This is a genomic window from Brevundimonas sp. (genome assembly GCF_965279155.1).
In the GTDB taxonomy this organism is placed as follows: Bacteria; Pseudomonadota; Alphaproteobacteria; order Caulobacterales; family Caulobacteraceae; genus Brevundimonas.
In genome coordinates, this window is the sequence record NZ_OZ257138.1 from 668,144 (window position 1) to 682,354 (window position 14,211).

Below are 14,211 nucleotides of genomic sequence, written 5' to 3' on the forward strand. Positions count from 1 at the left end.
ACCCGATCAGGGCGTGGTGATGGGCAGAGTGTCCTGGGCCCGGCCGTCGCCCGCCGGCGCGTTGAGGCCCAGCATGCGCGCCAGGAAGGGCTGAACGTCCACGCTGTCCAGATCGGTCAGCCGACGCCCCGCGACGACTTCCGGCCCGTGGGCGATGAAGACCGCCGCCATCTCCGGCGCCTGATTGTCATAACCGTGGGCGCCGCCCGCGCGGGTCACCGGCCGGTCGCGCGTCGCCGTCAGCCAGCCGGTCTCGACCAGGCAGACGATCTGGGCCACGCGTGGGTTGGAGCCATAGACCAGACGCGCCGGCACGTCGGCCTTGTTCCAGCATTCCATGTGGGGATGGCGACCGACCAGCTTGGCCTGCACCTCGGCCTCGCGGCCCGGAGCCGGGTCGGCGGTCAGCACCGCCCCGCCATAGCCGATCTTCAGCGCCGCCGGGTCGATGATGTCGTCGATCCAGACGACCCGGTCTGGCGAGGTCGCGGCCATGCCGTGATCGGACGCCACGACCAGCATCGTCCGATCATAAAGCCCCCTCGTCTTCAGCCCTTCGACCAACCGGCCCATGGACGCGTCGACCGAGGCCACGGCGGCGCGCGTCTCCGCCGCATCGGGGCCGTTGCGATGGCCGGCCGTATCTACGATGTCGAAATACAGGGTCTCAAACTTGGGCCGCTGATCCACTGGCAGGTCCAGCCACGACAGCACTCGATCCACCCGCGCATCACCCGGCATGGACTGGTCGAAGGGCAGCCAATGGCTGGGCCGCACGCCGTGGATCTCGACCTCCGAACCCGGCCAGAACATCGTGCCGGTGCGAATGCCGGCCTTTTCCGCCGTGACCCAGATCGGCTCGGCCTGATCCCAGAAACCGCTCTCCTTGCTGGCCATGGTGAAGGCGCCCAGTTGCGCGTCCGTGAACCGATTGCCGACGACGCCGTGGTGATCCGGGTGCAGCCCCGTCACCAGCGTATAGTGGTTGGGGAAGGTCACGCTGGGGAAGGATGGCCGCATCGGCCCGAAAGCCCCGCCCAACACCAGCCCGTCCATCACCGGCGTCTGACCCTTGCCCAGATAATCCGGCGAGAAGCCGTCGATCGAGACCAGAATCACCAGATCGGGTCGCGCCGCCTGTGACGCCGAGGCGGAAACGACCGGGGATTGCGAGGCTGGCGGGTTCGAGACCGGCGTTGCGGCGCACGACGCAACCACAACGGCGGCGACCAAGGCGAGGCAGGAGGTAGGAAGGCGGGACATAGGCTTACTCACAGACGACATCGAACCATTGCCTAAACTTAATGGACGACAGGCTTGCGACGGCTTGTGGGAACACGGTTCTCGCGCCAAGCTTGCGTCATGGAAACCGTCATCGACATTCGCGGCCTGACCAAGACCTATGGGACGGTGAGGGCTCTGGACGGCCTGACCCTGTCGATCCCGCGTGGCGGGGTCTATGGCGTCCTGGGCCCCAACGGCGCTGGCAAGTCCACCCTGTTCCGCACCCTGCTGGGCCTGATTCGTCCGACCGAGGGCGAGGCGACGGTGATGGGGGGGCGGATCGGCGATCCGGCGTCGATGCGCCGCATGGGCTCGATGATCGAGACGCCCCGCTTTCCGCCCTTCATGACCGCCCGTCAGGTGCTGGAATGGCTGGCCCGCGCGCACGGCGGCGTGACCTCGGCCGAGATCGACAACTGGCTGCAACGCGTCGGCCTGACCGAGGCGGCGAACCGGCGCGTGAAGGGGTTTTCGGTCGGCATGCTGCAACGCCTCGGCGTCGCCGCCGCCCTGATGACCAAGCCGGATCTCGTCATCCTGGATGAACCGACCAGCGGCATGGATCCGCCCGGCATCCAGGAAATGCGCGCCCTGATCCGCAGCCTGGCCGACCACGACGGCGTGACCGTCATCCTGGCCAGCCACCAGCTTCAGGAGGTTCAACGCGTCTGCGACCGCGTCGCCATCTTCAACAAGGGCAAGGTGATCACCGAGGGCAAGGTCTCCGACCTGACCGCCTCGGGCGAGCGTCTGCGCCTGTCCGTCACCCCCCTGGCCAAGGCCCTGTCGGTGCTGGGCGACCGCGCCATCCTGGACGGCGACGCCGTGGTGGCCGCCGTGCCGCGCGCCGAGGCCGCCGCCGCCATCAAGGCCTTGGTCGAAGGCGGCGTCAACATCGAGGAGGCCCGCTGGATCGGCGCCGACCTGGAAGACGTCTTCATGAGCGAAACCGGCTGGACCGGCGTGCAGGAGCAAAACCGTGCTGGCTGACGCGATCCGATCCGAAACCTACCGCCTGTCCAAGAACCGCACCGCCCTGTTCTGGAGCGTGCTGTTCATCCCGATCATGGGCATCCTCCTCGCCACCCTGGGCTTCGTGGTCGCCAAGGCCAACGAGGCCAAGCTGGCCGGCAAACTGCCGCCCGAACTGATGAAGGGCGGCCCGCTCGATCTGGGTCTGACCCTGGTCAAGAGCGCCGGGGATTTCGCCAACCCCGCCATTCTGATGTTCGTCCTGATCGGCGCGGCCACCATCTACGCCGGCGACTATCGCTGGGAGACCTGGCGGCTGATCAGCGCGCGCAACACCCGGCCCAACCTGCTGACGGGCAAGGTCGTGGTCGTGGCCCTGGTGATCGTGCTGGCGACCTTCGCCGCCCTGATCTCGGACGTGATCGCCAGCCTGATCCAGGCGGCGGTGTTCGGCCGCCCCGTCACCTTCTCGATGACCGGCGCAGCGGCGGCAGATTTCGGCCTGCTGACCCTGACATCCTGGGCGCGTATCCTTCAGTTCACCATGCTGGGCCTGCTCGGCGCCGTGGTGACCCGGTCGCTGCTGGCGGCCCTGTTCGCGCCGCTTGTAATCGGCATCGCCCAGTTCTTCCTGCCCCAGCTGCTGCTGCCGATGGGCGTGACGCCGGACGGCTGGCTTATGCCCCTGTTGTCGCCGGGCCTGGCCACGGACCTGCTGAAAGCCGTCATCCAAGGCGGCATGGCGGCGGCCGAACTGCCCGATCACGCCGTCGCCAAGGGCTTGATCAGCCTGGCCCTGTGGATCGGCGTGCCCTTCGCGGCTTCAGTCGCCTGGTTCAACCGCCAGGACCTGTCGAAGGAATAGGCGGCGACGGACTGCGCTCGCCTTCCGCGACCAGCCAGTCGCGGAAGGCGTCAACCGCCGCATCCCGGCGTCCCTCCGGCCGCAGGAAGGCAAACCACGACGGCCGCTCCACGAAGCCGAACGGCGCCGTCAGACGTCCCGCGATGACATCCGGCGCCACGAAGGCCCACGGCGCGATGGCGACGCCCAGACCCGAGATCGCCGCTTCGACCAGCGAATGGTTGTGCGCGAACTCCCGCTCCGTCGTCGCCGTCGGCAGAGCCACGCCTGCCAGTTCCGACCACACCGGCCAGGCCCGCCGGAAGGTGGCCGAGCGCAGGCGCGGCGCATGCGCAACGGCCTCCAGTGTCGGCAACCCCGCCATCAAGCCTGGCGCCCCGACCGGCCCCTGATACTGAGCCAGAAAGCGCGTCGCTTTCGTGCGGGCATGAATCTGATCCGGCTCGACGATTCGAATGGCGCCGTCGAACCGATCACGCCGATAATCGACCGTCGCATAGGATTCCGACAACCTGACCCGCACCTCGGGATGGACCTCCAGAAACCTCGGCAGGCGCGGGATCAGCCATTTCAGGGCGAAGGTGCCCAGGCAGGAAATCTCGATCTCGCGCGCCGCGCCTTGCCGCACGCCATCGACCGCATCGGTGATCGCCACAAAGGCCGGCGTCAGCCGCTCGGCCAGTTGCGCCCCCGCCTCGGTCAGGGTCAGCGCATGGCGAGGTCCGGTGACCAGGGTCACGCCCAGCGAGGCCTGCAACGCCGCGATCTGACGGCTGACCGCGCCGTGGGTCACGCACAACTCGGCCGCCGCACGGGTCATGCTCCTGTGCCGACCAAAGACCTCGAAGGTTCGCAATGCATTCAGCGGTGGAGGCGCCCGGCCCGACATGTGATCTCCCCTCACAGACACCGACCCGCTTAATCGATTTCTGCGCCTTGGGAAATCGGGTTCAAGCCTGGCGATGCCGCTCCCGAATCCGCCGCCAAGACCGCCCCGCCCCTCGCGCCAGGATCAGATCGCCTATGGCCTGTGCATTCTGCTCATATGGGCATGGCGATCGCCGCCATCCTGGACGGCTAGAGCCGTTTCTCCATGAAGACATCGGCGCGGGCATAGGGCGTCGGCCGCGCCGGCAGATGGATAAAGCCGAAGCTTTCATACAGGGCGATGGCCGGCGTCAGCGCGCTGTTGGTCTCCAGATAGAGCCGGCCCGCTCCAGCCACCCGCGCCGCCACCTCGCAGGCCTCAAGCAGACGCCGCGCCAGCCCCAGGCCGCGCGCGGCGGGCGTGACCGTCATCTTGCAGACCTCGACCCCATCGTCCGTCGGAACCAGGGCGCAGCACCCCACGGCCTCGCCATCCCGTTCCGCGATGAAGATGCGCCCGCCCTTGTTCAGGAACACGCCCTGCGGATCGTCGATGGCGAGCCGATCCTTGGCCTCGACGGCGAACCCGCCCTCGGCCAGCCATGCCGTGTTCAGCTGCGCCCAGACGGCGGCGTGATCAGGACGGAAATCAACGATCGAAACGCTCATCCGCGCGTCATGCCTCATGTCCGCGCAAAGCAAAAGGGCGGTCGGATTGCTCCGACCGCCCTTCCGGCGTTTGGTCCTGCGACCAAATCTTAGTCTTCGTCGCCGCCTTCGAAGGCCAGGACCGGACCGGAGTCCTTGCCCTTGGCTTCGACGTCGCGATCGACGAACTCGATGACGGCCATCGGGGCGTTGTCGCCGTGGCGGAAGCCGGCCTTCATGATGCGGATATAGCCGCCGTTACGCTCGCTGTAGCGCGGGCCCAGCGTTTCGAACAGCTTGCCGACTTGCGGCACGTCGCGAACCTGGCTGATGGCCTGACGACGGGCGTGCAGGTCGCCCTTCTTGGCGAGGGTGACCAGCTTCTCGACGAAGGGACGCAGTTCCTTCGCCTTGGGCAGGGTCGTGGTGATCTGCTCGTGCTTGATCAGCGAGGCGGCCATGTTCGCGAACATGGCGGTGCGGTGGCTGCTCGTGCGACCGAGTTTACGATGGGCGGCGCCGTGGCGCATCAGGGTCTCTCCTACTCCGGAACCGGTATCCTCAAAGGGACCTGGAACCGTAATCTTCTAACCGCCCCGGCATTCTCCCAAGGGAGACGGGCGGAGGGTTGAACTTAGATCTGGTCGTCGAACTTCTTGGCCAGGTCTTCGATGTTTTCGGGGGGCCAGTTCGGCACGTCCATGCCGAGGCTGAGGCCCATCGTCGTGAGAACTTCCTTGATCTCGTTCAGCGACTTGCGGCCGAAGTTCGGGGTACGAAGCATTTCGCCCTCGGTCTTCTGGATCAGGTCGCCGATGTAGACGATGTTGTCGTTCTTCAAGCAGTTGGCCGAACGAACCGACAGTTCCAGCTCGTCCACCTTCTTCAGCAGCGCCGGGTTGAAGGGCAGGTCGGGCTTGCCGTCCGACTGCTCGACAGCCTTCTTGGGCTCTTCGAAGGTGATGAAGATCTGGAGTTGGTCTTGCAGGATGCGCGCCGCATAAGCGACGGCGTCAACCGGCGTGACCGCACCGTTGGTTTCGACTTCAAGCAGCAGCTTGTCGTAATCCAGCGACTGACCCTGACGGGTCGGCTCGACGCGATAAGCCACCTTCTTGACCGGCGAATACAGAGCATCGACGGCGATCAGGCCGATCGGCGCATCTTCCGGACGGTTCAGCTCGGCGGCAACATAGCCCTTGCCGTTCTGGACGGTCAGTTCCATGCGGACCGACGCGCCGTCGTCGAGCGTGCAGATGACGTGGTCGGGGTTCAGAACCTCGATGTCCGCCGGCACGTCGATCTGGCCGGCCGTCACGACGCCGGGACCCGTGGCGCGCAAGGTCATGCGCTTGGGGCCTTCGGCGTGCATGCGCAGCGCCAGTTGCTTGATGTTCAGGACGATGTCGACCACGTCTTCCCGCACGCCTTCCAGCGACGAGAATTCATGAACTACGCCGTCGATCTGGATGGCCGTGACAGCCGCGCCTTGCAGCGAGGACAGCAGAACGCGACGGAGCGCGTTGCCGAGCGTCACGCCGAAGCCACGTTCGAGAGGTTCGGCCACCAGGCGCGCCTTGCGCTGGGCGTCGGAACCGATCTCGATCTGCGGCTTCTCGGGACGGATCAGCTCTTGCCAGTTTCTTTCGATCATTTTGTCCCTCGAACGGGTTTCGCCTGCTCCGGCCTTGTCGACGAGGCCATGATGGAGCGGACGGAGATGGGGGGTGCCTTAGAACGCTATCGCTTAGACGCGACGACGCTTGGGCGGACGGCAACCATTGTGCGGCATCGGCGTGACGTCGCGGATGGTCGTGATCGTCAGGCCGACCGACTGCAGAGCGCGCAGAGCCGACTCACGGCCGGAACCCGGACCCGAGACGTTCACTTCCAGCGTCTTCACGCCGTGTTCCTGAGCCTTCTTGCCAGCGTCTTCCGCGGCCATCTGGGCGGCGTAAGGGGTCGATTTACGCGAACCCTTGAAGCCCATGTGTCCGGCCGAAGACCACGAGATCGCGTTGCCCTGGGCATCGGTGATCGTGATCATGGTGTTGTTGAACGAAGCATTCACGTGGGCGACGCCCGAGGTGATGTTCTTGCGCTCGCGCTTCTTTACGCGACCCGGTTCCTTGGCCATGTGTCTGTCTTACTTCTTCTTGCCGGCGATCGGCTTGGCGGGACCCTTGCGGGTGCGGGCGTTCGTATGGGTGCGCTGACCGCGGACCGGCAGGCCCTTACGGTGACGCAGGCCGCGATAGCAGGCCAGATCCATCAGACGCTTGATGTTCATCGAAGTCTCGCGGCGCAGGTCGCCCTCGACGGTGTGATCCTTGTCGATCGTCTCGCGAATCGACAGGACTTCGGCGTCCGTCAGCTGGTTCACGCGACGGGCGGACTCGATGCCCACCTTCTCGGTGATGTCCTTGGCGGCGGCGGGGCCGATGCCATGGATATACTGAAGCGCGATCTCTACGCGCTTGTTGGTCGGGATGTTGACGCCAGCAATACGGGCCACGAAATTCTCCAGATACGCGTTAGTCAGACGCAACAAACGCTCCGGTCAACAGACCAGGAGCGTGGCGCCCTTCGCGGGAAGGCGCCCTTATACATGTGATTCACGAGGCGTCAACATCTAGGGCGGCGTCAGCGTGGCGGACGACCGAAGTCCACACCGACAGTCACCCGCTGACCCTCCACCGGGCGACCGTCCTCGGTCGGGGGCTGGAAACGGAAATAGCCCGACACCTGAAGACCCGCCGCGCCGAACCCCAGACCGGGCGGCGATTCGTCGACCACCCGGCAACCGTCCAAACGACTGTCCAGACGAATGACGCAAGACAGCTCCACCCGCCCGTAACGGCTCCGCGCGCCCTGGGGGTGGTTGGCGCGGATCTGACCGATGGTGGGGCCGGTGACCAGGCGCGGGCCGGTCGAACCGCTGCCGGGGCCACTGCCGGATCCGACGCCAGAACCGCTGCCTGTCCCCTGCCCGCCCAGACCGAAACCGGGCTGGGGCGACGGCGCGGGCGCAATACCCACGACAGGCGCGGGCTCGGGCGCTTTCACAGGCGGCGTGGGAACCTCGCGCGGGCGTTCCTTGGGCGGAGGCGGAGGCGTGTGGATGACCGAGGGGGCTGCGGGCGCACCGCCGCCCGTCTCTGGCGCAGGCGGTTCGTTCGAGATCGGCGGCGGCGGATCGTAAAGCACCACCTCGAACGGCGGCCGCTCGACCACAGGCGTCTGCGCCGGCCCTCTCACCCTTCCCAGCAGCAGGAACAGGCCGATCTCGGCGACGGCGACGGCGACGAAGATACCCGCCATGCGCCAGCGACGCAGGCGGGTCTTCTCAGGCTTTAGGTCGGCGTGTTCGGTCATCAGGCGATCAACGCCCGAAATCGCAAATCAGGCCAGGGCCTCGTCGATGGCCTTGGCCACGGACTCGATCGTGCCCATGCCGTCGGCCTGCGTCAGCTTGCCTTGGGCTTCATAGTAGGGAAGCAGCGGCGCTGTGTTGCGGTTGTAGGCCTCAAGCCGAACCTTGAACGATTCGGGATTGTCATCGGGGCGGCCCTGTTCGGAGAACCGCTTGGCGATCCGTTCGGTCAGGGCGGCGTCGTCGACCTTCAGCCGCACGACGGCGTCGATCTGAACGCCACGCTTGGCCAGCATCTCGTCCAGCGCCTCGGCTTGGGCCACGGTGCGGGGGAAGCCGTCGAAGATGGCGCCGCCGGCGGCCTCGGCCTCCGTCAGGCGATCCTCGATCAGGGCGATGACGATATCGTCGGTGACCAGGTCGCCGCGGGCCAGCACGTCCTTGACCTTGAGCCCCAGCTCCGAGCCAGAGGCGATCGCCGCGCGAAGCATGTCGCCGGTGGAGAGCTGGACCATGCCCTTCTCTTCCACCAGACGCTTCGCCTGGGTGCCCTTGCCCGCCGCCGGCGGTCCGAACAGGATCAAGTTCATGCTTCAGCCCTCCCCTGGGCGTCTGTCAGCTTAAGACTTAGCGGCGCACGGGCGTGGGCGCGCCACGACCGCCACGACCACGCAGCTTGGCCTTCTTGATCAGGCCTTCGTACTGGTGCGCCAGCAGTTGGGACTGAATCTGCGCCACAGTGTCCATCGTGACCGAGACGACGATCAAGATAGACGTTCCGCCAAAGTAGAGGCTGTTGCCCATCTGGGCGACCAGGAACTCCGGCAGCAAGCAGACGGCCGTGATGTAGGCCGCGCCGATCACGGTCAAACGAGTCAGGACATAGTCCAGATACTCCGCCGTACGCTTGCCCGGACGAATGCCCGGCAGGAAGCCGCCGTATTTGCGCAGGTTCTCGGCCGTGTCCTCGGGGTTGAAGGTGATCGAGGTGTAGAAGAAGCAGAAGAAGACGATCAGGGCGGCGTACAGCGCCATGAACAGCGGCTGTCCGTGCGTCAGCTGCGCCGTCACCAGCGGCAGCCAGCTCATCCAGCTGGGCAGGTCGGCGTTGGCCGTCATGGTCGCCACCGTCGTCGGCAGCATCAGCAGCGACGAGGCGAAGATCGGCGGGATAACGCCCGCAGTATTGACCTTCAGCGGCAGGAACGAACGCTCGCCCCCGGCCATGCGGTTGCCTTCCTGGCGCTTCGGATACTGGATCAGAAGGCGGCGCTGGGCGCGTTCCATGAAGACGATGAAGACCACGGTCGCCACCGCCAGCGCGGCGATGAACAGCAGGGCGAAGGCCGACATCTGGCCTTGCTGGGCCAGGCCCAGCAGACGCGCGATGGTGGACGGCAGGACCGCCACGATGCCGGCGAAGATGATCAGCGAGATGCCGTTGCCGACGCCGCGCGCCGTCACCTGCTCACCCAGCCACATGAGGAACATGGTGCCGCCGGTCAGGGTCACGACCGTCGAGGCGATGAAGAAGATGCCCGGATTGTCGACCAGGCCGGCCGTGCTGTTCAGGCCCGCCGCGATGCCGAAGGACTGCGCCAGCGCCAGGAACACCGTCAGATATCGGGTGTACTGGTTCAGCTGCTTGCGGCCGCTCTCGCCGCCTTCCTTCTTCAGCTTCTCCCAGGGCGGATACACGGTGCCCATCAGTTGCACGATGATCGAGGCCGAGATGTACGGCATCACGTTCAGCGCGAAGATGGCCATACGCTCGACGGCGCCGCCCGAGAACATGTTGAACATGTCCAGGATGCCGCGCTGACCCGACGGGTCCTGGAAGAACTGCAGGAAGGCCTGCGAGTTGATGCCCGGAATCGGCACGTACGTCCCGATCCGATAGACCAGGAGCGCGCCCAGCGTGAACAGCAGGCGCTTGTGCAGCTCGGTCGCTTTCGCGAACGAGCCCATGTTCATATTGGCGGCGAGTTGTTCTGCGGCCGAGGCCATTATGCGTCCCCACGACTGATTGAGTCGTCAGATAGGCGAGAAGCGGCGCTCTTGCGAGGCCGCTTCCGTTCTTTCGTCGCTGCGATGTGTTCAGGCCACGGCCCAATCAGCCGCAACGACGCGTTGATCAGGCTTTGGCGGCGGCGCGCTTGGTGCGGGCCGAGATCTTGTTCTCGTCGCCCAGGCGTGCCTTGGCCGGCGGAACCTTGCCCTTGGCCAGGTTGCGCTTCTCGACGCGTGCAGCAGCCTTGGCTTCGGCGGCGATGCGCTCTTGCACGACCGAACCGCCAGCGGCTTCGATGGCCTTGATGGCGCCCGAGGTGGCCGACCAGACGACCAGGTTCAGCGCTTGCTTCAGCTCACCGGTGCCCAGCAGACGCACGCCGTCCTTGACGCGACGGATCACGCCGGCGGCGACCAGGGCGTCGCCCTTCAGTTCCGACTTGGCGTCCAGCTTTCCGGCGTCGATGGCGTCTTGCAGGCGCCACAGGTTCACTTCCGCCAGCTTCAGAGCATTGGCGTTGTTGAAGCCACGCTTAGGCATACGCATGTACAGCGGCATTTGGCCGCCTTCGAAGCCGCCGATGGCGACGCCCGAACGCGACTTCTGACCCTTGACGCCACGGCCCGCGGTCTTGCCCTTGCCCGAACCGGGGCCACGGCCGACACGCATGCGCTTCTTGTGCGCGCCTTCGTTGTCGCGGATTTCGTTCAGTTTCATATGCCTGATCCTTTCGGGTGCTAGCGCCCGGACCATTGATCCGGACTCGGCTGTAAAAATTTAAGGGCCGCTGATAGGCGACCCTTGGGGTATTCGCAAGTGCAGAAACGCCCTCCCCCGGGTTCGGGAGAGGGCGAGACGGCTTACTTTTCGACGATCTCGGTCAGGTGGGCGACCTTGGCGATCATCCCACGAACCGAAGGCGTGTCTTCCAGGGTCGATTCACGACCCAGGCGGTTCAGACCCAGGCCCACCAGGGTGGCGCGCTGGTCGTTCTTGCGGCGGATCGGCGAACCGGTCTGCTTGACGGTGACGGTCTTGGCGTCGGTCTTCTTGGACGGGGCCATGATTAGGACTCCACAGCTTCGGGCGTCGAAGCGCCGTCGTTGCGACGGCCCATCAGATCCGCGACCTTCTTGCCGCGCTTGGACGCGACTTGACGGGGCGAGGACTGGACCTTCAGCGCTTCGAACGTTGCGCGGATCATGTTGTAGGGGTTCGACGAACCGGTCGACTTGCCCACGACGTCCTGGACGCCGAGGGTTTCGAGCACGGCGCGCATCGGACCACCTGCGATGACGCCGGTCCCGGGAGGGGCAGCGCGCATCATGATCTTGCCGGCGCCCCAACGGCCGTTGCCGTCGTGGTGCAGGGTGCGGTTCTCGCGAAGCGGAACGCGGATCATGGTCTTCTTGGCTTCTTCGGTCGCCTTGCGGATGGCTTCCGGCACTTCGCGCGCCTTGCCGTGACCGAAGCCGACGCGACCCTTGCCGTCACCGACGACCATCAGGGCTGCGAAGCTGAAGCGACGGCCGCCTTTGACGGTGGCGGCGACGCGGTTGATGTGGACCAGCTTCTCGACGATGTCCGAATCCGGACCATCGGCTTGGGGGCCATTGCGGTTGTCACGACGGTTGCGGTCGTTGCCGCCGCCGCCACGTTGGGGTTGATGCGCCATCTGTCGCGTCCCTTAGAAGTTCAGGCCGGCTTCACGCGCGGCTTCCGCCAGCGCCTTCACCCGTCCGTGATAGATGTACTCGCCACGGTCGAAGACGACGTCCTTGACGCCCTTCTCGATAGCGCGTTCGGCGATCAGCTTGCCGATCGCGGCGGCCGCAGCGGTGTCCGAACCACGCTTGCCCTTGCCGCCTTCCAGCGACGAGGCAGACGCGACGGTCACGCCTTGGGCGTCGTCGATGATCTGGGCCGAGATGTTCTTGTCCGAACGGCTGACCGACAGACGAAGGCGACCGTTGGCGACAGCCTTCAGGCGGCGACGGGTGCGCTCCGAGCGGCGCTTGGCTTGTTGTCGAAGAGAAAGAGCCATGACTTACTTCTTCTTGCCTTCCTTGCGACGGACCTTCTCGCCCGCGTAACGGACGCCCTTGCCCTTGTAGGGCTCCGGCGGACGCAGCTTGCGGATGACCGCGGCGATCTGACCGACGGCTTGCTTGTCAGCGCCCGAGACCTTGATCTCGGTTTGCTTCGGCACTGCGAAGCTGACGCCGGCCGGCGGAGCGATATCGACTTCATGCGAGAAGCCGAGTTGCAGCGAAAGGGCGTCGCCCTTCATGGCGGCGCGGTAACCCACGCCGACCAGCTCCAACGACTTTTCGAAGCCGGAGGTGACGCCGACGACCATGTTGTCGACCAGGGTGCGCGACAGGCCCCACATCGCGCGACCGCGTTGCGTGTCCGACCGCAGACCCAGCGACAGTTCGTCGCCTTCCTGGGTGACTTCGACTTCTTCGGCGACGGTCCAGGAGCTCTCGCCCTTGGGGCCCTTCACGGTGACTTTCTGGCCGTCGAGCGTGACAGTCACGCCCTTCGGCACAGCGATGGTTTTCTTGCCAATACGGGACATATCAGTAGACCCTGCAGAGGACTTCGCCGCCGACGTTAGCGTCGCGGGCGGAGGCGTCGGACATGACGCCCTTCGAAGTCGAGAGGATCGAGATGCCGAGGCCGTTCTTGATCGGCTTCAGATCGCCGATCGCCGAATAGACGCGGCGGCCCGGCTTGGACACGCGAGCGATCTCGGCGATGACGGGCTGACCGTCGAAGTACTTCAGCTCGATCTCGAACTGCGGAAACTCACCCGGGTTCTGAACCAGGTTGTAGCCGCGGATGTAGCCTTCGTCCTGCAGCACGTCGAGCACGCGCTGACGCAGACGAGAAGCGGGGGTCAGCACCTTGGAACGCTTGCGGGTCGCCGCGTTCTTGATGCGAGCGATCATGTCGCTCAGGGGATCGTTGATCATCATGTCTGTTCGCTCCCCTTACCAGCTGGATTTCGTCAGGCCAGGGATCTGGCCCTGGTTGCCGAGTTCGCGCAGCGCAATCCGGCTCATCTTGAGCTTGCGATAGAACGCCCGCGGACGACCCGTCACTTCGCAACGGTTGCGAATGCGGCTCGGCGCGGAGTTGCGCGGCAGTTCAGCCAGCTTCAGGCGCGCGTCGAAGCGCTCCTCCAGCGGCAGGTTTTCGTCGTTGGCGGTCGCCTTGAGGGCGGCCCGCTTCGCGGCATACTTCGCAACCAGGGCCTTGACGGCTTCGTTACGGTTTACGGCGCTTTTCTTAGCCATTGTGCTCTTCCCTTCCCGCTCAGTTCTTCACGAACGGGAACTTGAACTCGGTGAGGAGAGCCTTGGCTTCCTCATCGGTCTTGGCCGTGGTGCAGACGACAATGTCCATGCCCCACATCTGATCGATCTGGTCGTAGTTGATCTCCGGGAACACGATGTGTTCCTTCAGACCCGTGGCGTAGTTGCCGCGACCATCGAAGGACGTGCCCTTCAGACCACGGAAATCCTTCACGCGCGGAAGCGCGATCGTGATGAACCGGTCCAGGAACTCGTACATCTGTTCGCCGCGCAGGGTGACCTTGCCGCCGATGACCATGCCTTCGCGCAGCTTGAATCCGGCGATGGAGTTACGGGCCTTGGTGGCGACGGCCTTCTGACCGGCGATGGCCGTCAGATCCTTGAGGGCGGTGTTCGCCTTCTTGGAGTCCGCGACAGCTTCACCGATGCCCATGTTCAGGACGATCTTGTCCAGCTTGGGCACCTGCATTTCGTTCGTGTAGCCGAACTTTTCCTTCATCACCTGGCGGATGCGAGCGTGATACTCGACCTTGAGGCGCGGAGCGTACTTTTCGGTAGCCATCAGATGACGTCTCCCGTCGTCTTGGCGATGCGGACCTTGGTGTCCCCATCGATCTTGAAGCCGACGCGGGTCGCCTTGCCGTTGGCGTCGGCGATCGCGACGTTCGACAGGTGAAGCGAGGCTTCCTTGTTCTTGATACCGCCCTGCGGGTCAGCCTGGCTCGGGCGCGTGTGGCGCTGAACCATGTTGCAGCCTTCGACGAGGACGCGGTTTTCGGTAGGCAAGACCTTCAGCACGTTGCCCGTGCGGCCCTTGTCCTTGCCGGTGAGGACGACGACGCGGTCGCCCTTCTTGATCTTGGCGGCCATG

At 65.4% G+C, this 14,211-nt stretch carries 21 protein-coding genes; 2 read left to right on the forward strand and 19 right to left on the reverse strand.

Annotated elements, in window-relative coordinates:
- Positions 1-6: 6 nt before the first annotated feature.
- Entirely contained in the window at positions 7-1,263 is a 1,257-nt protein-coding gene (locus ACQY72_RS03315; protein WP_428155749.1) for an ectonucleotide pyrophosphatase/phosphodiesterase, read from the reverse strand.
- Positions 1,264-1,362: 99 nt separating this feature from the next.
- On the opposite strand from ACQY72_RS03315, the gene ACQY72_RS03320 reads away from it, so the two are divergent.
- The gene (locus ACQY72_RS03320) at positions 1,363-2,274 is read left to right on the forward strand and encodes an ABC transporter ATP-binding protein (RefSeq protein ID WP_428155751.1); all 912 of its coding nucleotides are present in this window, start codon (positions 1,363-1,365) and stop codon (positions 2,272-2,274) included.
- Positions 2,264-3,121: an ABC transporter permease subunit gene (locus tag ACQY72_RS03325; RefSeq protein WP_428155753.1), complete on the forward strand. Its 858-nt coding sequence runs from the start codon at positions 2,264-2,266 to the stop codon at positions 3,119-3,121. Before ACQY72_RS03320 ends, ACQY72_RS03325 begins: the two co-directional genes overlap by 11 nt.
- On the opposite strand, the gene ACQY72_RS03330 is transcribed toward ACQY72_RS03325, so the two are convergent.
- From ACQY72_RS03330 to rplX, 18 genes are all read right to left on the reverse strand, one after another.
- Positions 3,093-4,010: a LysR substrate-binding domain-containing protein gene (locus ACQY72_RS03330; protein ID WP_428155754.1), complete on the reverse strand. Its 918-nt coding sequence runs from the start codon at positions 4,008-4,010 to the stop codon at positions 3,093-3,095. The genes ACQY72_RS03325 and ACQY72_RS03330 overlap by 29 nt on opposite strands.
- Positions 4,011-4,198: 188 nt before the next feature.
- The gene (locus ACQY72_RS03335; RefSeq protein ID WP_428155755.1) at positions 4,199-4,657 is read right to left on the reverse strand and encodes a GNAT family N-acetyltransferase; all 459 of its coding nucleotides are present in this window, start codon (positions 4,655-4,657) and stop codon (positions 4,199-4,201) included.
- 89 nt (positions 4,658-4,746) lie between these two features.
- Positions 4,747-5,166 carry a 50S ribosomal protein L17 gene (gene rplQ / locus ACQY72_RS03340; protein WP_055753399.1) on the reverse strand — a complete coding sequence of 140 codons (420 nt, stop codon included), beginning with the start codon at positions 5,164-5,166 and terminating at the stop codon, positions 4,747-4,749.
- 104 nt (positions 5,167-5,270) lie between these two features.
- Positions 5,271-6,290: a DNA-directed RNA polymerase subunit alpha gene (locus ACQY72_RS03345; protein ID WP_135195341.1), complete on the reverse strand. Its 1,020-nt coding sequence runs from the start codon at positions 6,288-6,290 to the stop codon at positions 5,271-5,273.
- Positions 6,291-6,383: 93 nt separating this feature from the next.
- Positions 6,384-6,773 carry a 30S ribosomal protein S11 gene (gene rpsK, locus ACQY72_RS03350; RefSeq protein WP_013268944.1) on the reverse strand — a complete coding sequence of 130 codons (390 nt, stop codon included), beginning with the start codon at positions 6,771-6,773 and terminating at the stop codon, positions 6,384-6,386.
- 9 nt (positions 6,774-6,782) lie between these two features.
- Entirely contained in the window at positions 6,783-7,151 is a 369-nt protein-coding gene (rpsM, locus tag ACQY72_RS03355; protein WP_135195340.1) for a 30S ribosomal protein S13, read from the reverse strand.
- 128 nt (positions 7,152-7,279) lie between these two features.
- On the reverse strand, positions 7,280-8,011 hold the full coding sequence (locus ACQY72_RS03360) for an energy transducer TonB (RefSeq protein ID WP_428155757.1): 732 nt from the start codon (positions 8,009-8,011) through the stop codon (positions 7,280-7,282).
- Positions 8,012-8,038: 27 nt separating this feature from the next.
- Positions 8,039-8,599 carry an adenylate kinase gene (locus ACQY72_RS03365; RefSeq protein ID WP_428155759.1) on the reverse strand — a complete coding sequence of 187 codons (561 nt, stop codon included), beginning with the start codon at positions 8,597-8,599 and terminating at the stop codon, positions 8,039-8,041.
- A 37-nt stretch (positions 8,600-8,636) separates the two neighbouring features.
- The gene (secY, locus tag ACQY72_RS03370; RefSeq protein WP_428155760.1) at positions 8,637-10,016 is read right to left on the reverse strand and encodes a preprotein translocase subunit SecY; all 1,380 of its coding nucleotides are present in this window, start codon (positions 10,014-10,016) and stop codon (positions 8,637-8,639) included.
- A 127-nt stretch (positions 10,017-10,143) separates the two neighbouring features.
- Entirely contained in the window at positions 10,144-10,737 is a 594-nt protein-coding gene (rplO, locus tag ACQY72_RS03375; RefSeq protein ID WP_135195336.1) for a 50S ribosomal protein L15, read from the reverse strand.
- Between the two features lie 143 nt (positions 10,738-10,880).
- On the reverse strand, positions 10,881-11,084 hold the full coding sequence (gene rpmD / locus ACQY72_RS03380; RefSeq protein WP_135195335.1) for a 50S ribosomal protein L30: 204 nt from the start codon (positions 11,082-11,084) through the stop codon (positions 10,881-10,883).
- A 2-nt stretch (positions 11,085-11,086) separates the two neighbouring features.
- A complete protein-coding gene (gene rpsE, locus ACQY72_RS03385) occupies positions 11,087-11,695 on the reverse strand; it encodes a 30S ribosomal protein S5 (protein ID WP_135195334.1) in 609 nt (202 codons plus the stop codon).
- Between the two features lie 12 nt (positions 11,696-11,707).
- Positions 11,708-12,064: a 50S ribosomal protein L18 gene (gene rplR / locus ACQY72_RS03390; protein WP_135195333.1), complete on the reverse strand. Its 357-nt coding sequence runs from the start codon at positions 12,062-12,064 to the stop codon at positions 11,708-11,710.
- Positions 12,065-12,067: 3 nt separating this feature from the next.
- Positions 12,068-12,601, reverse strand: a complete 534-nt coding sequence (gene rplF, locus ACQY72_RS03395; protein WP_409718681.1) for a 50S ribosomal protein L6 — start codon at positions 12,599-12,601, stop codon at positions 12,068-12,070.
- Position 12,602: 1 nt separating this feature from the next.
- On the reverse strand, positions 12,603-13,001 hold the full coding sequence (gene rpsH, locus ACQY72_RS03400; RefSeq protein WP_135195331.1) for a 30S ribosomal protein S8: 399 nt from the start codon (positions 12,999-13,001) through the stop codon (positions 12,603-12,605).
- Positions 13,002-13,016: 15 nt separating this feature from the next.
- A complete protein-coding gene (gene rpsN, locus ACQY72_RS03405) occupies positions 13,017-13,322 on the reverse strand; it encodes a 30S ribosomal protein S14 (protein WP_135195330.1) in 306 nt (101 codons plus the stop codon).
- Between the two features lie 19 nt (positions 13,323-13,341).
- Complete coding sequence (gene rplE, locus ACQY72_RS03410) at positions 13,342-13,902, reverse strand: 50S ribosomal protein L5 (RefSeq protein WP_135195329.1); 561 nt, start codon at positions 13,900-13,902, stop codon at positions 13,342-13,344.
- Positions 13,902-14,210 (reverse strand): 50S ribosomal protein L24, encoded by a 309-nt coding sequence (gene rplX / locus ACQY72_RS03415; RefSeq protein WP_135195328.1) that lies wholly within the window; start codon positions 14,208-14,210, stop codon positions 13,902-13,904. The genes rplE and rplX overlap by 1 nt, the downstream gene beginning before the upstream one ends.
- Position 14,211: the final 1 nt, after the last annotated feature.